Annotated in this window: 17 protein-coding genes; 8 read left to right on the top strand and 9 right to left on the bottom strand. The window is 58.6% G+C overall.

Annotated features, from left to right (window positions below; genetic code table 11):
* The first annotated feature begins 126 nt into the window (after positions 1-126).
* The 6 genes from AAF555_00430 to AAF555_00455 are packed head-to-tail and all read left to right on the top strand — an operon-like array spanning position 127 to position 7,934.
* A complete protein-coding gene (locus tag AAF555_00430) occupies positions 127-897 on the top strand; it encodes an HAD-IIB family hydrolase (GenBank protein ID MEM6910023.1) in 771 nt (256 codons plus the stop codon).
* Positions 891-3,122 (top strand): HAD family hydrolase, encoded by a 2,232-nt coding sequence (locus AAF555_00435; protein MEM6910024.1) that lies wholly within the window; start codon positions 891-893, stop codon positions 3,120-3,122. The genes AAF555_00430 and AAF555_00435 overlap by 7 nt, the downstream gene beginning before the upstream one ends.
* Before the next feature lie 23 nt (positions 3,123-3,145).
* Entirely contained in the window at positions 3,146-4,057 is a 912-nt protein-coding gene (locus AAF555_00440; GenBank protein MEM6910025.1) for an ROK family protein, read from the top strand.
* 7 nt (positions 4,058-4,064) lie between these two features.
* Complete coding sequence (locus AAF555_00445; GenBank protein ID MEM6910026.1) at positions 4,065-6,020, top strand: alpha-amylase family protein; 1,956 nt, start codon at positions 4,065-4,067, stop codon at positions 6,018-6,020.
* 20 nt (positions 6,021-6,040) lie between these two features.
* Entirely contained in the window at positions 6,041-6,775 is a 735-nt protein-coding gene (locus tag AAF555_00450) for a YdjY domain-containing protein (GenBank protein MEM6910027.1), read from the top strand.
* A 40-nt stretch (positions 6,776-6,815) separates the two neighbouring features.
* Complete coding sequence (locus AAF555_00455; protein ID MEM6910028.1) at positions 6,816-7,934, top strand: cycloartenol synthase; 1,119 nt, start codon at positions 6,816-6,818, stop codon at positions 7,932-7,934.
* Between the two features lie 60 nt (positions 7,935-7,994).
* On the opposite strand, the gene AAF555_00460 is transcribed toward AAF555_00455, so the two are convergent.
* Genes AAF555_00460 through gyrB form a run of 5 tightly spaced genes read right to left on the bottom strand, consistent with a single transcriptional unit; the run spans position 7,995 to position 15,678 of the window.
* A complete protein-coding gene (locus AAF555_00460) occupies positions 7,995-8,486 on the bottom strand; it encodes a DUF2939 domain-containing protein (protein ID MEM6910029.1) in 492 nt (163 codons plus the stop codon).
* A gap of 19 nt (positions 8,487-8,505) precedes the next feature.
* On the bottom strand, positions 8,506-9,771 hold the full coding sequence (gene argA, locus AAF555_00465; protein ID MEM6910030.1) for an amino-acid N-acetyltransferase: 1,266 nt from the start codon (positions 9,769-9,771) through the stop codon (positions 8,506-8,508).
* 15 nt (positions 9,772-9,786) lie between these two features.
* On the bottom strand, positions 9,787-10,485 hold the full coding sequence (locus AAF555_00470) for a 7-carboxy-7-deazaguanine synthase QueE (protein MEM6910031.1): 699 nt from the start codon (positions 10,483-10,485) through the stop codon (positions 9,787-9,789).
* The gene (gene gyrA, locus AAF555_00475) at positions 10,482-13,082 is read right to left on the bottom strand and encodes a DNA gyrase subunit A (protein MEM6910032.1); all 2,601 of its coding nucleotides are present in this window, start codon (positions 13,080-13,082) and stop codon (positions 10,482-10,484) included. Before gyrA ends, AAF555_00470 begins: the two co-directional genes overlap by 4 nt.
* Before the next feature lie 28 nt (positions 13,083-13,110).
* A complete protein-coding gene (gene gyrB, locus AAF555_00480) occupies positions 13,111-15,678 on the bottom strand; it encodes a DNA topoisomerase (ATP-hydrolyzing) subunit B (protein ID MEM6910033.1) in 2,568 nt (855 codons plus the stop codon).
* A gap of 380 nt (positions 15,679-16,058) precedes the next feature.
* Between gyrB and AAF555_00485 the strand changes: the two genes are divergently transcribed.
* Positions 16,059-16,442 (top strand): polymer-forming cytoskeletal protein, encoded by a 384-nt coding sequence (locus AAF555_00485; GenBank protein MEM6910034.1) that lies wholly within the window; start codon positions 16,059-16,061, stop codon positions 16,440-16,442.
* Between the two features lie 146 nt (positions 16,443-16,588).
* A complete protein-coding gene (gene nadA, locus AAF555_00490) occupies positions 16,589-17,527 on the top strand; it encodes a quinolinate synthase NadA (protein ID MEM6910035.1) in 939 nt (312 codons plus the stop codon).
* Positions 17,528-17,698: 171 nt separating this feature from the next.
* Here nadA and lipA read toward each other — a convergent pair whose 3' ends face one another.
* From lipA to AAF555_00510, 4 genes are read right to left on the bottom strand one after another with little or no spacing between them, the layout of a single operon-like run.
* Positions 17,699-18,655, bottom strand: a complete 957-nt coding sequence (lipA, locus tag AAF555_00495; GenBank protein MEM6910036.1) for a lipoyl synthase — start codon at positions 18,653-18,655, stop codon at positions 17,699-17,701.
* Positions 18,656-18,692: 37 nt separating this feature from the next.
* A complete protein-coding gene (gene recR / locus AAF555_00500; GenBank protein ID MEM6910037.1) occupies positions 18,693-19,307 on the bottom strand; it encodes a recombination mediator RecR in 615 nt (204 codons plus the stop codon).
* A 3-nt stretch (positions 19,308-19,310) separates the two neighbouring features.
* The gene (locus tag AAF555_00505; protein MEM6910038.1) at positions 19,311-20,927 is read right to left on the bottom strand and encodes an AAA family ATPase; all 1,617 of its coding nucleotides are present in this window, start codon (positions 20,925-20,927) and stop codon (positions 19,311-19,313) included.
* 15 nt (positions 20,928-20,942) lie between these two features.
* Positions 20,943-23,339, bottom strand: a complete 2,397-nt coding sequence (locus AAF555_00510) for a serine/threonine-protein kinase (GenBank protein ID MEM6910039.1) — start codon at positions 23,337-23,339, stop codon at positions 20,943-20,945.
* Positions 23,340-23,408: the final 69 nt, after the last annotated feature.

A 23,408-nucleotide genomic window follows, 5' to 3' on the forward strand; every position in this document is an offset into this window, starting at 1 on the left:
CGTTTTCCTTCCTCCGCAGGGCGGTCGCCCGTCTTGAAACGGAAAACAGAGTCTGGGCGTAACCACTAGAAAGCCCCGTCCTGTAACCAACTTGAAGCCCTCTCCCTTTCGTCTTAGGCTTACCGCATGTTCCTACTCTCCACCGATATCGATGGAACCGTGTATGAGCCGCGCGACAATGGCCAACTCTTCGGAGACTACTGGGCCAAATTGCAAGGGCGACTGACCCCCGCCCCGCGCTTGGTTTACAACACCGGGCGTTCTCTCGCCGACACCCGTCGACTCATCGAACACAGCCATTTGCCCGACCCCGAATGGATTATCTCCGGCGTAGGTTCCACCATCGCTCAAAGAGGTGCCTCGGGTCCCTTTGCCCCCTGGTCGGAACACCTCTCTCCCGGTTGGGAACAGGCCGCCATCCACGACTACATCGGCCAGCAAGACCTGGCCCAAGCCCAACCCGCCGAGTGCCAATCTTCTTTCAAATCGAGTTGGTTTTGGGAAAACGCCTCCCCGGAAGCGCTGGCACAGTTGGAGCAAGGGCTGCGTGCCCAGGGTTGGGAGGCCCAGCTGGTCTACTCCTCCCAACGAGACCTCGATATCCTGCCGAAGCGAGCCAACAAGGGAAACGCGCTTCGCTTTTTGGCTCAGGAGTTGGTTGTTTCACTTAGGGAAGTCATCGTGGCCGGCGATTCTGGGAATGATCTCTCTATGATCGAAATCCCCGAAGTCTTTGGGATCATTGTGAACAATGCCGAGTCCTCTCTCCGGGAAGCCTCTTTTGCTAGCCCGCGCTATTTGGCCTCGGAGGAAAGCGCCCTCGGCGTTCAGGAAGGCTTGGAGTCTTTCTTGGAAAAACCCCCGCTCCCCCGCCCCGCCGCGGCCGACCCATGCTGAAAGACCTTTATCTTGTCCATCTCTCGATCCACGGGCTCATTCGCGGGACCAACCTGGAGCTGGGTCGCGATGCCGACACCGGTGGCCAGTGCAAGTATGTCCTGGAACTGGTCAAGGCCTTGGCAGAACATCCTTCCACCGGGCAAGTGGATCTTTTCACCCGCCAAATCATCGATCCCAAAGTCAGCGCCGACTACAAGAGGCCCGAGGAAAAAATCGCCAAAAACGCTTTCGTCAAGAGAGTCCCGGCCGGCCCCAAACGCTACCTTCGCAAAGAGACCCTTTGGCGGCACTTGGATGAATTTGTCGATCAATGCCTGGCCCGCTTTCGGGAAGCCGGACGTCTCCCGGACGTCATCCATGGTCACTACGCCGATGCCGGTTATGTCGGCAGCCAGTTGGCGTCCCTCTTAGGGTGTCCCTTCATCTTCACGGGGCATTCACTAGGTCGCACGAAAAAGGCGCGCCTCCTGGTGGGGAAAGCCGATCCCCAGCGGATCGAAAAACGCTACAATCTCGGGGCCCGCTTGGAAGCCGAGGAAATGGCCCTCGACGCGGCCTCTTTTGTCTGCACGAGCACGACCCAGGAAGTCGAAGAACAGTATTCGGTCTATGAAAATTACGATCCCGCTCGCATGCGGGTCATCCCGCCCGGCGTCGATGTGGATCGTTTTGCCAAGCCCGTCCCTCCCCCGCTGCGAGAGCGAGTGGTCGCCAAACTGGGTCGTTTTCTGCGAGCGCCGGATCGACCCGCCATCCTGGCCATCGCCCGCGCCGACGAGAAGAAGAACCTCAGCTCTCTGGTGAAAGCCTACGGCCAAAACCAAGGCCTTCAAGAAAAGGCCAACCTGGTCATCGTGGCTGGCAATCGCGAGTCGCTCTCCGAACTGAACGCCGGAGCGCGCCGAGTCTGGACGGAGCTCCTCCAACTCATCGATGACTTTGATCTCCATGGCCGAGTCGCCATCCCCAAACAGCACGAACCCGATGAGATCCCGGCCTTCTATCAGTTTGCCGAGCAAACGGGTGGTCTCTTCGTCAATCCCGCCCTCACCGAACCCTTCGGACTCACCTTGATCGAGGCCGCCTCGGCCGGGACCCCCGTCGTGGCCACCCATGATGGCGGACCGCAAGACATCCTCGCCAACTGTCAAAATGGTCTCCTCGTGGACCCCACCAACATCCCGGAAATCTCCCAAGCCCTCAGCCAAGCGCTCTCTGACCAGAAACAATGGCGCACTTGGTCGGCGTCTGGCAAGGAGGGCGTCCGCCGCCACTACTCCTGGCCCGGGCATGTCGAACGCTACCTCAAAGAAGCAGAAGGCTTTCTCAAGGAAATCACCGAGCCCAATCTCATCCTCCAAAAGCAGCGAACTGGCCTGCCTCTGACCGATCGCATTGTCTTCACCGGCCTGTCCGATGACTTCCTGGAAGGCGATGCCGAAGCCCTCGCCAGCGCGCGAGAAATCCTCGAGTCGGACGTGCCCAAATTGGGCTTCGGGATTGCCAGCGGACGCGACCTGAAGTCAGCCATTTCCCTCCTCCGGGAACTCGGCCTCCCGCAACCGGACGTCTACATAACGCAGTTAGGCGCAGACATTCACTATGGGTCCCGCAAAGTGCTGGACAAAAAATGGCACCAACATCTTTCCTATCGCTGGGACGCCGAGGGGATTCGGCAGCTCCTGGAGGGCGTGCCCGGGATCCGCTTGCAGACTGAAAAGGGTCGCCAGCATCCCTTTAAGATCTCTTACCACTACGAAACCGAGGTCGCCGACTCCCGTCGCGCCCTCCAAAGGCTGCTTCGCGAGGCCAACCTGGCGGCCAAGGTCATCCTTTCCCAAGACAGCCTGCTCGATATCATACCGATTCGCTCCGGCAAAGGTCTGGCCATTCGCCATGTGGCTTGGCGTTGGGGCATTCCGGCCGACAATGTGCTTTTTTATGCCCGCCGAGGCAGCGACTACGAAGCGCTTTCTGGTCAGTTCTTGGGAGTCCTCGGCTCTGACCACTCCCCGGAACTCAAACCGACCGCCCACCTCCCCCGGGTCTACGCCTCGCCCTACCCCAACTTCCGCGGCCTCCTCGACGGCATCCGCGCTTACCAGTTCGACACCCGGATCCGTGTCCCCAAAAGCGCTCAAGGCCTTGAGCCCGTCGGCGGCCAGGAACAAGAGTCCGCCTTGCAACCCGACGTCGTCGTTCATTTCGACAAAGAAGAATAACCCCCCGATCCCCCGCGCCTGAAATGAGCCAAGAAGCCCCACCCCTCCTCGCTGGTCTCGAAGCGGGCGGCACCAAGATGGTGTGCGCCGTGGCCCAGACCCCCGAGGAAATCCTGCGGGAAACCCGCATTCCCACCACCCAGCCGGAGGAAACCCTCTCGGCGGTAGCCGCCTTCTTTCGGGAAGCCACCCAAGACTTCGGCCCCTTGGCCTCCCTTGGCATCGGCTCCTTTGGCCCCGCCAACGTGCATGCCCGCTCCCCAGGTTTTGGAGAAATTCTCACGACTCCCAAGGAAGGCTGGACGGGAGTGAATATGATCCAGCGAGTCCAAGAGCAGTTGGCTGAACCGGTCCCGATCGCCTTCGACACCGACGTGAACGCGGCCGCCATCGGGGAGGCCAGTTTCGGCGCCGGTCGCGGTCATCGCTATGTCTGCTATGTCACCGTCGGCACGGGCATCGGCGGCGGATTTCTCATGGATGGGCAGCCCTTGCACGGGCGGATGCATCCAGAAATCGGCCACATGGCCATGCCGAATCTGGATCTCGAATACGGGAAAGACACCAATGTTTGCCCCTTTCACCTCTCCTGTTTGGAAGGTCGTGCCAGCGGTACCGCGCTCAACACCCGCTGGGGCCAGCATGGGAGCGAGCTGCCCGAGGACCATCCCGCCTGGGAACTGCATGCCCGCTATCTCTCGCTGGCCGCCATGAATCTGACGGCCGCTTGGTCGCCCGACGTCATTCTCTTTGGCGGAGGAGTCTTCCAACAGGCGGGCTTGATCGACCGCATTCGCAGCACCTTTGAGAAGGATACCGGAGGCTATTGGTCGCTCCCGCCCCTCGATGTCTACCTGCAAACCCCCGAGCTCGGCCAGCAGGCCGGCATCGTGGGAGCCCTGGTCATGGCCCAGCGAGCGGTCACCCCATTCTAACGCGGTTATGAGTTCCCCTCACCAAGCCAGCGATCGACAGATCCGGGTCACCCTGGAGCGGCTTCTGGCCAAGCTTCAGGAGCGGTTTCCCGTGGAAAGCCAGACGCCCGATTGGGAAGTCTTTGAGCTGCGTTTGCGGGATCACTTTCCAGCCCTTTTCGGACGTCTCCTGACCCTCTACGGGGGGCACTTTGATTTCTTCTACCACCTCTTGAATCTCGCCGAAACCATGGTGCGGCTGTGGGTGGAGCGGCCAGCCGAATTGCGCAGCATGGACGCCATTCGGGAGGGGGATCCCACTTGGTATCAGTCGGGGCGACTGGTCGGGGCCATGGCCTACGTCGACCTCTTCTCGGGCGATCTCCAGGGACTCCGGGAGCAAATCCCCTATCTCCAGTCTCTCGGCATCACCTACCTCCACCTCATGCCTCTCTACCAAACGCCGGAGGGCGACGATGATGGGGGCTACGCCGTCAGCAGCTACCGTGAAGTGGACGCCCAACTCGGGACGCGAGCCGACCTGGAGGAGCTCACAAACGAACTCCGGCAGCACGGCATCAGCCTGGTCCTCGACTTTGTCTTCAATCACACCTCCGACCAGCACCACTGGGCCCGCCGAGCCCGCGAAGGGGATGAGACCTTTCAGGACTACTACCTCATGTTCGACTCCCGGCGGGAGCCCGACGAATATGAGCAACACCTCCGCTCCATCTTCCCGGATGATCGGCCGGGCTGTTTCACCTATATCAATCGACTCAAAAAATGGGTCTGGACCACCTTCCACACCTACCAGTGGGATCTCAATTACCGCAATCCCGAGGTCTTCATCGCCATGGTGGAAGAAATGCTCTTTTTGAATAACCTAGGCGTGGAAGTCTTGCGTATGGACGCAGTGCCTTTTGTTTGGAAGCAAAAAGGCACCAACTGCGAGAACCTGCCCGAAGCCCATTTGGTGATTGAGGCCTTCAATGCCATCACCCGGGTCGTCGCTCCCGGTGTCATCTTCAAATCCGAGGCCATCGTGGCCCCCGATCAAATCTCCGAATACATCGCGACCGACCAATGCCAGTTGTCCTACAATCCCCTCATGATGTCGCTCCTCTGGGAGGGACTGGCCACTCGGAGCGCCAAGCTCTTGCGGCATTCGCTGCAAAAGCGACTCGACATCGCGACTGGCTGTTCCTGGGTCAACTACGTCCGAAGCCACGACGACATCGGCTGGGGCTTTGACAATCGCGATGCCGAAGAGCAGGAGATCGACCCGCATGGGCACCGGCACTTTCTCACCCAATTCTTCGCAGGTCGTCACGAATCCACCTTCTCGGATGGAGACACCTTCCAAGAAGACCCTCGCACGGGGGACGCCCGCATCGTCGGGACGACCGCTTCCCTCTGCGGCTTGGGCCTGGCCATGGCCGCGGCCGACGAACGGGAAATCAAACTCGCCCTGGATCGCATCCTTCTCCTCTACAGCATCACCTTCACCATCGGGGGGATTCCCCTGATTTACCTGGGGGATGAGATCGGGATGCTCAACGATCCAAGCTACCGGGAAGATCTTGATAAAGAAGGCGACTCTCGTTGGCTGCATCGGCCTTACTTTGACTGGGACAAGGCCGCCCAGCGCCATGTCGCCGGCACGCCGGAAAATCTGCTCTTCCAAGGATTCCTGAAACTGAATCAAATCCGCATGAACAACTCCGCGCTCGCCCAAGGCGAGACCGAAGTCATTCATACCGAGAATGACCACGTCCTTGGTTGGTTCCGCACCAACTCCGAGCAATCCGTCCTCTGTCTGGGAAATTTCAGCGATCGCACTCAATCGATCGCCGCCACCCGTCTCCGGCAACTCGGTCTCCGTAAAGCCTTGGTCGATATCGTGGCCGGCAAGCACATCCTGGCATCCAAGCGGCTTGAATTGGAGCCTCTTCAGTTCATGGTCCTTTTGACCCAAGGCGGATGAACCCCTTTCCCAGTCCTCCCATGGCACGCTTTCTCTCACTGCTTTTGCCCTCCTTTCTTCTGGGAGACCTGGCGGTGGCCGATGCCATGTCCTTGCCAGCGGTTGAGGCACAAGAGGATGGAACCTTTCTCTTGGGGGAAATTCACTTCGATCCTGGCACCCGCGAGATCCGGCTCCCAGCCCGCACAGGCGAGAGTGACGCGCCCTTGGAGTATGCCTTGGTCAGCGTGCGGGGAAAAGTGCATGAAACGCTCCTGGTGACAGCGGTTCCCCCTTCTCATCTGCAAACGGCCTTGCTCCTCTGTCACTACCAACCTTCGACCGTCATTCTGGAGAGGCCTCGTCTCGACAATCGAGGGAATCCCGTGCGGCCCCTCGAAGAAGATGAGCGCCAAGGACCCCGGGCCGCCCCGCCCTTTGAATCCCAAATGAAAATCCGTCTCGAGTGGTCGGATGAAAGCGGCCAGCTTCAAAGCTACCCGCTCTCGGAGCTCATTCAAAATCAGCTGACCGAGGCCGTCATCCCAGACAGCCCCTGGATCTTCACCGGCTCCCGTTTTTTTGAAGGCGGCTACATGGCGGACATCACTGGTTCCATCATGGCGACCTACCTTGATGCCGACGCCCTCCTCAATCTCTCGTGGGGAGGAAATCAGGATGACGAAAATTGGTTTCCGCGTCGCGACCTCCTCCCCCCCTTGACCGTCAAAGCGACCCTCGTTCTCACCCCCTTGGCCCTTCCCGAAGAATCCTGAACAGAGCCACCGCAGCCAGAACGCCTCTCTTCGACACCCCATGAAAGTTCTCTTCTTGCTCCCCCTGGTGGCCTGCCTGGCCCTTCCCGCCCAAGCAGATCGTTCCCTCCAGCGCGAGGTGGAAAGAGCCATAAGCCGGGGAGTCGACTACTTCCTTGAGACCCAAAATGAGGACGGCTCTTGGGGCGATCCCAAGGTCCCTGGACTGACCGCCCTCGCTCTCAGTTCCTTGCTCCTGGATCCGTCCCGAGACCCCCAAGCCCCTCTGGCTACTCCTCTCCGACGCGGTCTCGATTACTTGGTCCGCTGCCAAAACGAAGACGGCTCCATCTTCGTGGAAGGCTACGCCAACTACAACACCGCCCTCAGCATCATGGCCTTCCTCGCCAGCCGGGACCAAAACTACCAGCCCGCCATCTTGAAAGCACGGCGCTACCTGGTGAATCTGCAAGCGGACGAACGAATCCAGGGAGAAACCGATGATGCTTGGGATGGTGGCGTGGGCTACGGCTCGAAGCCGATTCCCGACCTCTCCAATACTCACCTCGCTCTGGAGGCGCTCTACTACTCCCGCCATCTGGTGGAGGAACGACCCGACGCTCCCCGCCTCAACTGGGAAGCGGCCCTGACCTTCGTCAGTCGCTGCCAAAACCTCCCCGCCACCAACGATCAGGAATGGGCTAGCGATGATCCTGACCAAAGAGGCGGCTTCATCTATGACCCGGATCAGAGCAAAGCAGGCGACTACCCACGCCCCGGCCTCCCCGATGGCAAGCGCTCCTACGGCAGCATGACCTACGCCGGCCTCCTCAGCTTCCTCTACGCGGAAGTGGATCGGAACGACGAGAGGGTGCTGGCGGCCGTCGACTGGCTCCGAAAAAACTTCACCGTAGAAGAAAACCCCGGCATGGGACTCCAAGGCCTCTTTTACTACTACCACACCATGGCCAAAGCCCTCCACGCCGCGGGCATTGAAGGATTCGAGACGGATGAAAACCAGCAAATCGCTTGGCGGGAGGAATTGGCTCTCCAGCTTTTCAATCTTCAAAAGAGCGATGGCAGTTGGGCCAACACCAACGGACGCTGGTGGGAAAAAGACCCCCAACTCGTGACCAGCTACGCGCTCCTGGCCTTGGTGCAAATTCACGCTGGGCTTTGACCGGCACCCCAGTGGATGCCTCAAGCGGTCTCAGCTTGCGGCACCGAAACTCGACTCGCTTCAGCGATAGCGCTCCGGCACTTTCATATCGGTGATTCGCCAGCGCCCCCTCTCCCAAGTCATCCAAGTGGTTGTCCCATCCACGATGACTTGAAAGCGAGTCGGACTCACGAAGAAGGCCTTCTCCACTTGGGGTTGGAGGACTCCCTTTTGCGATATTCGATAGAGCTTGGGAAAGCCCTCCGGCGTGATGAGGGTGGTAATGAAATGGTCTTTGGTCCGATTGGCCAGCCCTTCTAAGGCGCGACCAAACCTGCCGAGCAGTGATTCCTCTTCAGAGGGCGGCGGCAGGGCCTCCTCACTGACCAACTGAGAGCGCAGAGACGCGCGCACGGCCGGGAAATCCACCATCCGCTCGAGGGCCGCGCTGTCCTTCTTTTCGAGCGCCTGTTGGAAGGCCAGCAAGGTCAGGTAGGGATACGCCAGATAGGCCCCTGGCAGCAGCAAAAAAAGCCAGGTCCATCTCCGGCGACGGTTTCTTCGTTTTCCCATGCCTCCCCAAACAGCTTCTTTAGAGTTTTTTCACCAGCACGTGAGCATTCCGACTGCTCTCTTGGGCCAAGCGTCGGCGCTTTTCAGGCAGAGCTTCCAGGCCTGCGAGCGCAAATCCGTGCCGCTCAAAAAAGTCCTTGGCCCCTACGCTCAGTGCCGCCAGGCGTGAGAGGCCCGCCTCCCGCGCTTCCTTTTCCGCAAATCGGAGCAAGGCCCGGCCGTAGCCTCGGTTCTCGTGACTCTTTTTGATGTAGAGGCAAGCCACCTCCCCTATCCCCTCGTCGATCGACTTATGGAGAGCGGCGCTCCCCACCACATTGCCATCGATCTCGACCACAAAGTAGTCCTCGATCCGACGCAACACATCCTCCTGTGTGCGTCGCACCAGGGTGTCATTCTCCACGGAGCGATGAATGAGAGCCAGAAGCTCGGGAACATCACTTTCTCGCAACGGGCGGATGCCTAGATACTCATCGGCGTGAATCATCATGCCGATTCCCTCGTTGCTGAAAAGCTCGGCCAAGAGCGCCTCGTTCTGCATGCCATCCACAAAATGCACCCGAGAGACCCCACGTTCACAAGCCAAGGCCGCCAGGCGCAGCCGCGAGGTGAGCGGCTCCTTTGCCTGCTTGGCCATCTCCAAGGCCTCCTCCACCGAGAGCTGAGGCAAGCGCCCTCGCTCGTCCGCGTCCAAGACGGGCTCGCGACTCAGATAGAGAATCTTGTGGGCCTGGAGGGCCACCGCCACATCGGCTGCCACCTGGTCCGAATTCAGTCGCAGACTTTGCCCCTGGTGGTCGGCTGCCAAAGGGGGGATCACCGGAATCATCCCCTGGTCCAGAAAAGTCCGCAAGGCGAGCGCGTCCACTTTGCCGACTTTGCCAGTGCGTTGGTAATCGATTCCTTTGACCACCCCCAGCGGATGGGCCGTCAGGACATTGGCCATCACGGCCCGCAGTTTGACGATTTGCAGCCCTTGTAAAAGGCGATTGGAAAGACGGGGGATGGCGTCGGAGGCCAATTCCATCGTCTCCAGATCGGTCGGTCCGGTCCCGTCCGCATTGGAAAGCGTCTGGCCCCGTTCTTCCGCCAACCGCGCCATTTGCCAGCCCGCGCCATGAACCAAGACCACGCGCATATTGAGCGAATGGAGAACCGCCAAATCCAACAGCACATTGGAAAAGTTCTCCGAAGCCGCCACCCCACCATCCAAGGCCACCACAAAGGTCTGGTCCCGAAAGTAGGGGACATACTGAAGAATGCCTCGAAGATCGCCGAAGTTCATGGTGTCCGCGGGAGCCTACACCCCGCGCTTGCTCCCATACAAGCGAACATGCAGTCGGTCAGAAAAGCGGTAGCCATGCTGGAGACACAGCTCACTGACCCACTCGGATTTCTCGTCGAGCGCCTCCAGCATCGTGCCTTCTGGCATAAGGAAAATCCGCTCCGCCTCCAAGCCCAACTCACTGCGGAGTTTCTCCACTTCCGAAAAATCCGCTTCGCTCGCGATGACAAACTTGAAATCCGCCTTCCGGCTTTCCGCGAAGAAACGCAAAGCCCTCTCCCGTTGCCGAACCTCTTCCCGGTTGCCAGAGTTCGCCAGTTTTGGGGAGACCGCATAGTAGTCAGCCCGCCCTTCGGTGACCTCGCTCGGTCGGATGGTGCCGTTGGTCTCAAACTCCACCCGGAAATCCCCCCCCAGCAGGGGCCAAAGCTGTCCTAACTCGCTTTGTTGCACGAGAGGCTCTCCTCCGGTGAAAATCAGATTGCGACATCCGTAAGAACGAATTCGGCTCGCCAAGTCTGCCACGCTCATCTCGTAGCTCTCTTTTTCCTGATCGAACTCTTTCCAATTCCAAGTGTAAGCGGTGTCACACCAGCTGCAGTGCAAGTTGCAGCCGGAAAGGCGGACGAACACGCTCGGGCGACCGGTATGCCGCCCTTCCCCTTGGAGAGAATGGAAGATTTCTGGGCCATCGCCGCATCGCGCTAGCTTCATTCTTCGGCAGATTCTTCGGGAGCGGCGTCCTTCATCTCGTCGATCTCATCGACGGCCTCATCGGCCACCACGGGAGCGATGTCTTGTAGCTTCTCGCCTTCAGAAAGGGTCACCAACTTGACTCCTTGGGCATTGCGACCGGTCTCCCGAATATCCGCCACTCTGATGCGAATGCTTTGGCCGCCATTGGTCATGAGCATGAGTTCTTCCTCCTGGCCCACGGCGACGGCTCCCACCACCGGGCCCGTTTTGTCGGTGCATTTCATGGTGATGATGCCTTTGCCGCCTCGAGATTGCGCCCGGTATTCGCTGAAATCGGTTCGCTTCCCAATGCCATTCTCCGAAGCTACCAAAAGCTTGGACTCCTCTGAAACCAAGGCCAACCCAATGACACGATCTTCCCCCACTGGTCGAATGCCTTGCACCCCCGCAGTGGCGCGTCCCATCGGTCGGGCCTGCTCCTCGTGAAAGCGAAGACTGAATCCTCCACTCGTGATCAAAACCACTTCGTTGCTCCCACTAGTCAGTTGCACCCCGATCAATTCATTCCCTTCCTCCAACTTGATGGCGATGATCCCGTCTTTGCGGTAGTTTTTGAAGTCATACAGACTGGTCTTTTTGACCTTCCCGCTCCGCGTGGCGAACAAGACGTTCCCGCCGTCTTCGGAAAAGGTCACGTCTTCCCCTTCCTCGTTGGTGCGATATTCCAAACGTAGAACGGCCGCCACACTCTCTTCCGGCTGCAAGTTCAGGACATTGCGGATACTCCTTCCCCGCGCGGAGCGAGGCGCCTCCGGGATTTCATAGACCCGCTCCACATAGACCCGCCCCCTATTGGTGAAAAACATGAGGTAGTCATGCGCTTGGGCTGAGAAAAGACGTTCCACAAAATCCTGCTCCTCGGGATCGTCAGCCTTGCGGGTGGTCATCCCCTTGACCCCCTTGCCTCCCCTGCCCTGGACGCGGTATTCACTCCCGAGGGTCCGCTTGACGTAACCGCGGTGGCTGAGCGTCACGATGAAGCCATCGTTTGCGATGAGGTCTTCCATCGCGATTTCTCCCTCATCCGGGAGAATCGGGCAGCGGCGGGGCGTGGCATACTTCTCTTTGATCTCGAGCAACTCCGCTTTGATGATTGCCAGCACCCGGGACTCTTTCGCGAGGATGTCCAGGTAGTCTTTGATTTCCTCGAGAACCCCGTCGTAGTCCGCTTTGATCTTATCCTGCTCGAGCGCTGTCAGTTGGTAGAGCCGGAGTTCGAGGATGGCATTGACCTGACGATCGGTGAAAAGGTAGCGCTCTCCTTGAATGCTGGGTTGGCCGCGGAGAAGCACACCTAGCTGCTCGGCGGTTTCGGAAGAAAAGGTATAGGCTTTGACCTTCTCGCGGGCTTCATCGCGGTTGCGGGACTCCCGGATGATCCGGATGAAGTCATCGAGGTGGCCCAGCGCCAACAAATAGGCCTCGAGATTCTCGGCCCGATCTTCGGCCTTGCCCAGGAGATGGCGAGTCCGGCGGATGATGACTTCGCGGCGGTGATCGATGAAGGCGTCCACCGCATCCATGACCGAAAGCTGCTTCGGACGGCGCTCATGAATCGCCAGCATATTGACCCCGAAAGAGGTCTCCATGGCAGTCAATTTGAAAAGCTGGTTCACCACCACCTGCGGGCGGGCGTCCCGTTTGAGGGTGATCTCGATGCGGGTTTCCTCGTCCGAGAGGTCTCGCATACCGGCGATCTCCGTCAGGATCTTCTCTTTCACCAACTCGGCGATCCGCTGCTGGAGAACCGCGCGGTTCACCCCATGGGGCACTTGGCGGATGGTGATGGTGGCTGCCCCCGAGGTCGACTCCTCCACCTCCATGACACCGCGCATTTTCACGCTCCCACGTCCGGTGCGGAAGTAGTGATCGATTCCCTTGTAACCTCGGATTTCACAGGCGGTCGGGAAATCGGGGCCCAGGATGTGGGTCTTGAGCTCTTCGACCGTGAGGCTGGGATTTTCGATGCGAGCGCACACCCCATCGATGACTTCCCCAAGATTGTGGGAGGGAATATTCGTGGCCATGCCCACGGCAATGCCCGTGCCCCCATTCACCAGAAGATTGGGGATGGACGCGGGGAGCACGACCGGCTCGACCGAGTGCTCATCGTAGGTGGTCTGCATATCGACGGTTTCCTTATCGATATCCGTCATCATGGCCGAACCCAAAGGCGCCATTCTTGCCTCGGTATACCGCATGGCCGCAGGGGCATCCCCTTCCACCGAGCCGAAATTGCCTTGCCCGTCCACCAAGCGTTCCCGCATGGTCCAGGGTTGCGCCATATTGACCAAGGTGGTGTAGATGGCCGCATCCCCATGGGGATGGTATTTCCCCATGGTGTCCCCCACGATCCGCGCGCATTTCAGGTGCGCCTTGGACGCCGTGAGCGAGAGGTCATGATGCATCGCATACAGGATGCGACGTTGTGATGGCTTCAGCCCGTCTCGCGCATCTGGAAGAGCGCGAGAAATGATGACGGACATCGAATAGTCCAAAAAGGACTTCGACATCTCGTCGGCGACGTTGATGGATTTTACGATCTCCTGTGACATTTCAATCTCCTCTTACTCCCCTCTTTGCTCACACATCCAGATTCTGGACATTGAGCGCATTGTCTTCGATGAAACGCTTCCGCGGTTCCACGATATCACCCATAAGAATATCAAACATCTTATCCGCTTCGATCTGGTTTTCCTCGTCTAAGCGGACCCGAAGCAGTTTGCGTTGTTCGGGGTCCATGGTGGTCGAGTAAAGCTCCTTGGCATTCATTTCACCCAGCCCCTTGAAGCGTTGGATGCGCATGCCCTTGCGGCCAATTTCCAAGACGCGATCCAGAATTTCGAAGAGATTGAACACTGGAAGGGTCTCCGCCTCTGCTCCCCCTCCCTCGGCCAGTTCGTAAATCGGCTGGTCGTCGGAAAAGAAGGGCTCCGTCTCAACCCCAAACTCCCGCAAGCGCTCCAAAAGCTTCTCTAGGGCGGCCGCCTCGTGCAGCTCATACTTCACGGCCCGCCGTGGCATACTGCCATACTCTTGTCGGAACGTTTCCACTTCTTCGTCGCTCAATTCTTCCTGGAAGAGCTGCAAATCGCGGTTGTCTTCTGCAAAGAGCAAGAGGTCCCGCTCGTGAAGGAAATATTTGATTTCCTCGGCATTGCCCTCTCGGATGCGGACCAAGTATTCCGGCAAGTGAGTCCCGTCCGCGGCCGCTAGGAACTCCCGGAAATCGCCTCCATGGCCCTCCAGGGTCCTGGTGTAACGCTTCATCTGCGCCAGCACCTCCAAAACACTTGCCAGCAAATCAGGGTCGACCTGACTCTCTGTTCCAGGTTTTCGGAGATAAATGTCATCCGACCCCAAAGAGATCAGAATTCGATTGAGATCGGCATCGTCCGCGACATACTCCTCCCGCTTTTTGCGGGTCACTTTGTAGAGAGGAGGCTGGGCGATGTAGAGGTAGCCCTCCCGGACCAGCTCGGGCATGTGGCGACAGAAAAAAGTCAGCAAGAGCGTGCGGATGTGTGAGCCATCGACATCCGCATCCGTCATGATGATGACCTTGTGGTAACGCACTTTCTCGATGTTGAAAGCTCCCTCCTGGTCGCCTTCTCCAATGCCCGCTCCAATGGCCGTAATCATGGCTTGGATTTCCTTGTTCTGGAGAGCGCGATGCAATCTTGCCTTCTCCACATTGATCACTTTGCCCCGAAGCGGGAGAATCGCTTGCGTGGTGCGGTTGCGACCCGACTTGGCCGAGCCGCCCGCAGAATCGCCCTCCACGATGTAAATTTCGGATTTGGAGGGATCGCGTTCGGAGCAGTCAGCCAGCTTGCCAGGCAAGCCCCCTCCTGAGAGCACCGACTTCCGGACCGTCTCGCGAGCTTTGCGCGCGGCCTCCCGCGCCCGGGCTGCGTTGACCGCCTTATCGATAATGGTCTTCGCGAGATTGGGGTTCTCCTCAAAGTGGGTTTGGAGCCCCTCATAGACGATGGAGCTGACCACGCCTTCGATCTCCGCATTGACCAATTTGTCCTTGGTTTGGGAACTGAACCGAGGGTTGGGCATCTTGATGCTGATGACGCACACCAAGCCCTCGCGGACATCATCCCCGCTGAGCGCCGGATCCTTGTCTTTGAGAATCTTATTGGATTTGGCGTATTGATTGATGGACCGGGTGAGAGCCCCCCGGAAGCCTGTCAGGTGGGTCCCACCGTCCGCATTGGGAATGCTATTGGCATAGCAAAGAATTTGATCCTGGTAGCTGTCGTTGTATTGGAAAACGACGTCTGCGAAGACATCGTCTTTGGTGATTTTCCCATCGTAGTCGACCTCCACCTCACGCTTGCCGCGTAGGACCACTGGATCAGGGTGAACCAGAGTCTTGTTCTCGCCCAGTTGAGCCACAAACTCTTCGATTCCTTTGGCATAGTAGAAGGTCGACTTGGCTTCTGACTCCGGTCGCTCATCCGCCAACTCGATCGTAAGGCCCGGATTGAGGAAAGCGAGTTCCCGCAGCCGCTTGGCCAAGCGATCGAACTCAAACTCGATCGAGTCAGTGAAAATGGTCGCGTCCGGGAAAAAGGTGATGATGGTGCCGGTCTGGCCTTTAGGGACCTTGCCGACGACTTCCAAGGGCTTCGAGGTTTTGCCGCGCTCGAAGGTGATGGAGTGGACTTTTTCATCGCGGTGCACCTCGGCCTTGAACCAATCGGAGAGGGCGTTGACGCACTTGGCGCCGACTCCGTGCAGTCCCCCGGAGTATTTGTAGGCTCCCTGCCCGAATTTGCCGCCCGCATGGAGACTGGTCAGGACGAGTTCGACGGCCGGGATGCCGAACTTGGGATGGATGTCGACCGGGATGCCTCGCCCGTCGTCGGTGATGGTGATCGACCCATCCACATTGATGGTCACCGTGACGAGCTGACAATACCCCGCCAGGTGCTCATCGATCGAGTTGTCGAGCACCTCAAAAACGCAGTGATGGAGCCCCCGGAGATCGGGATCGCCAATATACATCCCCGGCCGCTTGCGGACCGCCTCCAGGCCTTCCAGCTTGTCGATCTGGGAGGCGTCGTAACCCTGGTCGACTTTCTCTAGTTTGTTCTCTTCGTCTCTCTCCGGTGCGTCCTTCGGTGTCTGATCAGCCATTGAAATTGTATGAGGTCCTTCTCAATCTCCAACACTCCGTTTCCGATCATTTTCGGCTCGTTTCGCGGGGGTAAAGACTGAACGAGAGTGAACGACAGGATCGCCTCTTGGTCAACGAATTGGGGCTTGGAAATTTGGGGTTTTTCCGGTTCCGTGAGCCTTCGTTCTAGGCAAAAGGGGTAAAAGGCGCAAAAACGTTTGACAATGATGGCCGACCCCACTAAGCCGCGGCTGTGCTAGAGAAAATCATCGGCAACAAGCAGGACGACTCGAAAAATCCGGACACCTTGCTCCAGACGACTCGTCCCTCCGCACCATCTCCATCCTCCACCTCCAGCTACCGCGCGCCTACCGGCAACTCTGAAACCACTCGTTCCACTATGACTGCCACCAAAAACATCCTCTCGAGCGACGTCGAAATCAAAGGTTCGCTCAAGTTTTCCAACGATCTCGTAATCGATGGCGTGATTGAAGGAGAAATCATCTCCGATGGGAACCTGACGGTGGGCGAAAACGCTGACGTCAAAGGGGAAATCAAGGTCAAGAGCGTGAGCGTTTTCGGCAAGGTCGAAGGCAACGTCACTGTGACCGACCGCTGTGAGCTCAAGTCGAACTCCGAATTGAATGGTGACGTCCAGGCTTCGGTCCTCTCGATCGAAGAAGGAGCTGCCTTTACGGGTCGCTCTACCGTAGGAGCGGCCGCCAAGAAGGCCGCCGCGGCGGCCTCCTCAAGCGCTCCCAAACCGGTCGGTTCCGCGAGCTAAGCCTTTCAGATCTAATCTCTTTTCGGAAAAGCGCTGGTGGGCTCTCCCCCAGCGCTTTTCCTTTGTAGGGCCAAGGGTCTTGATTCGTAAAGACTTCCAGCTACCGTCTTTCCCCCGTTTCTGCCTTCCCAGCCCGCTTTGCCTACATGGTCCTGAATCAACTCGATCTTCGACAGGAAATCCTCCGTCTTAAAGACGAGCGGAAGGCGGTCTTGCTGGCTCACAACTACCAGATCGGACCCATCCAAGACTTGGCTGACTACGTGGGAGACTCTCTTGGTCTTTCCTACCGGGCCAAAGAGGCGGATGCCGACGTCATCGTCTTCTGTGGGGTCCACTTTATGGCGGAAACCGCCAAAATCGTCAACCCAGCCAAGACGGTGGTCATTCCCGAGGTGGAGGCAGGCTGCTCGCTCGAGGAATCCTGCCCCGCCCCCGAGTTGGAGGCCTTTCTCCAGGAGCACCAGGACCAGGATTATTACGTCGTCGCCTACATCAATTGCAGCGCCGGAGTGAAGGCGCTCTCCGACGTCATCGTCACGAGCGGCAACGCGCTCAAAATTGTCCAGAAGATCCCCGAGGAGCGCAATATCCTCTTCGTGCCCGACCAAAATCTAGGCGCCTGGGTCATGGAAAAAACCGGTCGGAAAATGACTCTCTGGGAGGGTTCTTGCTATGTGCATGTGGAATTCACCCGTGACAGCATCCAACTAATCAAGGACCAGCACCCGGACGCCTCAGTGGTCGCTCATCCCGAATGCACCTACGCCGTCCGGCTTCTCGCAGATGAGGTTTGCAGCACGGAAAAGATGATCGACTACTGCCGGGATTCCCCTCAAAAGAATATTATCGTGGTGACCGAGTCCGGCATGCTCCATCGCATCCGCAAGGAGGTTCCGGAGAAGAATCTTATCGCCGGCCCCACCGACAATTGCGCCTGCGCCGACTGCCGCTTCATGAAAATGAACACCGTCGAAAAACTCCACGCCTGCCTCGAGGATCTCCGTCCTCAGGTGGAAATCCCCGAAGAGATTCGAAGGAAGGCCGAGGCCCCCATTCTCCGCATGTTGGAATGGAGCCGCTGATAGCAAGCTGGTAGAGAAAAGAATTCTCAGGCGGGCAAGAAGAAGAGAGGGACAGCGCGTCGATTGCCTGTGTCATCGTCTCTTCGGTAGTGTGCCAGAACCGCCCCCCGGCTGAGCACGTCGATCGATTGAACAAACCAAAACCAGCGACTGGATTCCGGCCGATTGGTTTTAAGCGACGGCTGCTTCTGGCTTGCTTTCCTTCTTCGCTTCCTTGGCCTCCTCTTCGATGGCGTCGATCAGATCTTCTTCGGGCTTGAAGTCGCCCGCGTGGTAGGAACTCCGAACGAGAGGGCCAGAGGCCACATGACGGAACCCCTTGTGGAGAGCGACCTCTTTCAGCTCATCAAATTTCTCCGGCCTGACATACTCGACTACCGGGAGGTGCTTTTGGCTGGGTCGGAGATATTGGCCCATCGTCAAGACAGTGACCTGATGCGCGAGCAAATCGTCCATTACCTTGAGAATCTCGTCGTCCTTCTCGCCCAGCCCCAGCATGATTCCGCTTTTGGTGGCGACCTTGCCGCCTGCCATTTCTTTCGCTTTGCGCAGGACGGTCAAGGAACGTTGGTATTTGGCGCGACTGCGCACCAAGGGCGTCAAGCGCTCTACTGTCTCGAGGTTGTGATTGAAAATATGGGGGCGGGCTTCCATAACTTTTTCGAGGGCCCAATCCCGGTCATTGAAGTCGGGCACCAGGACTTCAATGATGATTCCCGGATTGACGAATCGAACCGCCTCGATGGTTTGGGCAAAGTGTTCCGCCCCTCCGTCTTTGACGTCATCTCGGGCCACAGCTGTGATGACGACGTGTCGCAGACGCATCCGGCGAGTGGCTTCAGCCACGCGGATCGGCTCGTCTTCTTCCAGAGCCATGGGGCGCGCGGTTTTGACGGCGCAGAAGCCGCAGGCCCGGGTGCAGCGGTCTCCCGCGATCATGAAGGTCGCAGTGCCTTGGCCCCAGCACTCCCAACGGTTGGGGCACTGGGCTTCTTCGCAGACTGTGTGGAGGCGAAGATCGGACACCAGTCCCTTGGTCGACCAAAAAACCGGGTTGTTCGGAAGGCGGACTTTGATCCAGTCAGGCTTTTTCTCCTGATGGAGTCCGGGATCAATTCGACAAGACATTCAGTGTAAAGGGTAGCCAGAAGTGAGGTGGGTGCAATCATTCTCGCTCCAGGGACCGCCGATTGGCAAAAGCCCGCAAAAGCGTCAAGTCATCGGCCGATTCCAAGCCTCCCCCTGCGGGCATGCCCTGCGCCAAACGTGTCACAGTGACGGGCTCCGGCGCGAGCAACTCGAAGAGGTAGTTGGCGGTCGCCTCTCCTTCTACGTCCGAGCCGGTCGCCAAAATCACCTCGCTCACTCCGCCTTCGCGAATGCGCTCGACCAAGGTTGGAATCCGCAACTCCTCTGGCCCGATGTGATCCAGAGGCGAGAGCTTCCCACCCAGGCAATGATAGGAGCCCTTGAAAGCGCCCGTCCGCTCCATGGCAATGACATCCGAAGCCCTTTCCACCACGCAGAGAGTGCTGCTTTCTTGGGGGCGCTCCGAACAATTGAGGCATTCTTCCCGACCCTGAAAAAACCCGCACCGCGGACAAATCGCAATGACCTCGGCCGCCTCGGAAAAGGCGCGCGTCATTTCCAAAACATCCGCTCGCTGGCTATCCAAGAGCCACAAGGCCATCCGCTCGGCACTCTTGGGGCCCACCCCCGGAAGATTCCGAAAGGCCGCGATGACCTGGGACACTTCCCGTGGATACTCGATCCGGGCCACGCCTCAAGGCTCCATTCTAGGAGCTTCCGCACGGTTGTAGGATTCCACCACCCAGCGGCTAAGGGTGCCCTCAGGATCTTCAATGGCCGCGCGATCGATGACAAACTCTTCCCGCCCCGTGTTCTTTTGGATCAACTTGAGGCCGAACTGGTAGTCCTTGAACAAGTGTTCCCCCAGCTGCATGGCGCTGAGGTTGTCAGAGAGGGCCTTTTCCGACAACACTTCGACCGCGTCGTCTTGAAAAAGAAGCTTCACTCCATATTTTTCCTCAAATTTGCGGGCATAGATTTCCATTTCTTCGCGGACTTTGCCAAGGCAGACCTCCGCCCCTTTGCGGCGATACTCCTCAATCGCTTCGTGCGGATTCTCTACAAACCAACGGTTGATCAAAATCTCGTTCACCGAAGTCCCCGGCAGCTCGAATTTGTAGTCGCGCAAAAGCCGCTCGCAAACCGTCACCAATCCACGGGCCCCCGTGTTCTCCCCCACGGCGCGCTCCGCGATCAGATGAAGCGCCTCCTCATCGAAGACCGCACTGATTCCGTAAGCGGAAAACTCTCGTTCGTATTGCCGAATCAAACTCCCTTCGGAAGTCTTCATGATTTCGAACAAATCTCGGGCCTTGAGCGGATCGCAAACCACCCTCACTGGCAGTCGGCCGATGAATTCCGCCTCAAAGCCATAATCGATAAAATCCTGAGTGCTGGAATGGCGAAAGACCTCAGAGGCCTCCGGCCCCGTCGAAGTGCGAGCCCCAAAGCCGATCTCTCCGCTGCGCAAACGCTTGGTCACGATCTCATTGAGACCGGAAAAGGCTCCACTCACGATGAAGAGAATGTGCCGCGTGTTGATGGTGTCTTTCTTTGACTTGGCGCCGCCGCGCTGCATCTCCATCATGGCCTGCATCTGCGATTGGATGTCCATGGGATTGCGCAAAGCGACCTCGGTCTCTTCCATGAGCTTGAGCAAGGTGGTCTGCACCCCTCGCCCGCTGACATCACGGGCGCCTTGGCTGGCTTGGGAAGCCAGCTTGTCGACCTCATCAATGTAGATGATTCCATATTCGGCGAGGTCGACGTCTCCGTTGGCCTTTTTGACCAAATCCCTCACCAGGTCATCGACGTCTGCCCCCACGTAGCCGGTTTCGCTGAATTTCGTGGCATCGGCTTTCACAAAAGGAACGCCGATCAGCTCGGCGATGTGCTTCACCAAGTAGGTCTTGCCCACCCCGGTCGGCCCCAAGATGATGACGTTCTGCTTGTGAAATTCGATCTCCCGGGCCGCTTCAGGGTCCTCCTCCTCCATCTTACGGACGATCTTCGCATGATTGTAGTGATCGCAGACAGCGATGCTGAGCGCCTTCTTGGCGTCATCCTGGCGGATGACAAAGCGATCGAGGTGCGCTTTGACATCGCGTGGGCGGAGACTGAAATCAAAAATGTTGTAACCCTCTTCTTCTTCGACTGGTGGAGGACTCTTGGCTTCTTTGGTCGCAGAGGATGGCGGTCCTCCAGCAAAGGAAAACACATTGCCCCCAAAGTTGCTCTTAAGAAACTCCTGCAGCTTGCGGCTCATTTCTTCGGGATCGGGGCGATCGGTTTTTTTATCGTCGTCGGACATCCTCACTTCCTCAGGTTACTTGAAAACGGGAGCCACGGTTGCCCAGCGGTCTCGAAATTCCGGGTCATCCAAGGCCAACAACTGCGCTTCCAACAAGGCACCCTGCACTCCATGAGCCAGCAGGAAGCTGACATGAGCGGCCCGAAGCTGGAGCAGCTCCTCGGAGGAGGGGATTCGCCGAATGATGTCTTGACTCATGGCGGCCCAGTGGGCAGCCGGAACTTTCTCCACCGGAAAAGAGAGGCTTCGACCGGATAGAATGAACCGTAGTTCCCCTTCCTCGATCCGGACTCCCTCCATCCCCTCCGCGGCGATGGCTGTCTCACTCTTCATGAGTCGACCGCTATACCCATAACGCTTGAGAGACCCTTCCATGCCTTCGAGATAACCACCTGCTTCTTGAAAGAAGGACTCCAAGGTCGCCAGGGCAGCCTGGGCCTCTCGGCTTTCCGCTTCTCCCGCCTGCAAGACAGCCAAGGCCTCCCCCAGCCCCCAGTTTTCGGCATACGCAGCCACCGCCGCTTCCCAGGGATCTCGCAAGCCGGCCAATTCCTCCCGAACGGCTCTCGCCATGCGAGAGGCCTCCTTCTCGTTGGCGGCCTTTTGTTGTTCTTTGAGAGCCGACTCGAACGCAGACAAGGTCTCCCCAAGCTTCCGAGGAGCCGCTCCCTTGGTCAGCAATCGATTGTAAGCCGTCTTGAGCGCCGCGAACTCTTCCAGCGCCTCTTCCGGAGAAGCGGACAACTCGGCCTCCTCCCACTCCTCCAGGGTAACCGCGTCTTTGAGGTAAGGTTCTGCCAGGGCTTGAAATTTCCCGACCCAGGAATCGCTTCCCCCAAAGTCCGCTTCCGCAAAGGCAGCCAAAAAGGCTTCTCCTCGGAGAAATTGCTCCGCCTCCCAGCAATGGAGCCCGAGAGCGAGGAAAGCAAAACGGCGCAGGGAATCTGCTGGCAAAGAAGCGACGAGGTCCGGGTCCGGCAAGCCCCCTTCCAGAAGCTGTCGCTGGGTCCAATCCAAGAGGTCATAAAGACGGGCGTCCATGGCGGCTCCCGACTGGTTCACCGAGCGCAGCAGTTCGAGGTGCTTCATGGCGCCATCGCCGTCCCCGGACAGGTAAGCCGCCAGGGCCGCGTTCAAGGCCGCCCGGGCGGGAATCGGAGCGGAAGCTTCTTCGTCCCGGGCCAATTCTAAGGCTGCCTTTTCTGCCTCCTCGAACTGGCCGGCTAGCAAAAGCTCTTGGCTTTCAAGAAACTGGGCCCCGACCGCTCCGGAACGCTCGCGATCGACTGCCAGACGGGATTCACCCGAAGGGCCAGCCTGCCCTGGGCCTTCCTCCTTCTTCCCGCCTTGCACCAGAAGGACCGTCGCGAGGGCCCCGAGCAAGGCCACGCCCGCCAAGACCGGCAGCAGAGGAAAAGGACGCGCGGGCGCCTGGGACGGGGTGGCAGTCGTCGCCTCTTGGCCGCCGCCAGTGGAAGCGGCACTCAGCTGACCGCGCCCGCTTTGCTGGATGGCGCGGCGGGCCTCTCGGTAGCTTTGGTAGCGACCGTCAGGCGACCAAGCCATCATCTTCTCAATCGCTTTGGCCAAGATCAGAGGGACCGCTCGACGTTTCTCCCGGACCCGCGCAGGCTTCTTCTTGGCCTCGCGCAGCGCGCTGATGGAGTCGCTTCCCTCCTGGTGAGGAGGCTCTCCGGTCACCGCATGAAACAGCGTCGCCCCCAGGCTAAAAAGATCCGAGCGAAAGTCCTCTGGTTCGCCCTCCAGTTTCTCGGGCGGGACATAAAAGGGAGTCGCCCACAGCTCCTCCTGCTGGTCTTCTTCGGTGGCCGCCAGGAGAGCGAAACCGAAGTCCACGATCTTGGCCGAACCATCCGCTGCCATGAGAATATTGCCTGGCTTGATGTCGCGATGAATCAGGCCCTTTTCGTGAGCCGCGTTCAAGCCATCGATGAGATCGACCGCGATTGGAACCAGCTCCTTGGCCTCCAAGTGGCCTTTCTCTTCAATCAAATCATGGAGCGTCCCGCCGTCGATCAACTCCATCGCCACATAGTGCTTCCCGTCCGCTGACCCCGCCGAATAGACCTGGACCACGTTGGGGTGGCTGATGGAGGCGGTGATCCGAGCCTCCTTCTCGAGCTGGGTGACCCAGGACTCGTTTTTCGCGAACTCCGCCGAGAGGACCTTGAGCGCCAGCGTCCGCCCCAGGGTCTCGTCCTCGGCCAAGTAGACCTTGCTCAATCCCCCTTCCCCCAAAAGCGACTTCAAACGGTAGGGTCCCAACTGGGTGCGGGCCGTGAAGGCGTAGTCGCATTGAGGGCAAACAATGTCCTCCAAAAGATCGCAGGCACTCAAGTCCAGCTCACATTGACAAGCCGGGCAGATTTCCAGCAGGGGAGAATTCGACATAGGACGAGGTGGCTATAAAAGGGAGAGCGGCCTCCTGCAATGATTCTCCCTCTAAAAAAAGGCGGCTGT

It is taken from the genome of Verrucomicrobiota bacterium (genome assembly GCA_039027815.1).
In the GTDB taxonomy this organism is placed as follows: Bacteria; Verrucomicrobiota; Verrucomicrobiia; order Verrucomicrobiales; family JBCCJK01; genus JBCCJK01.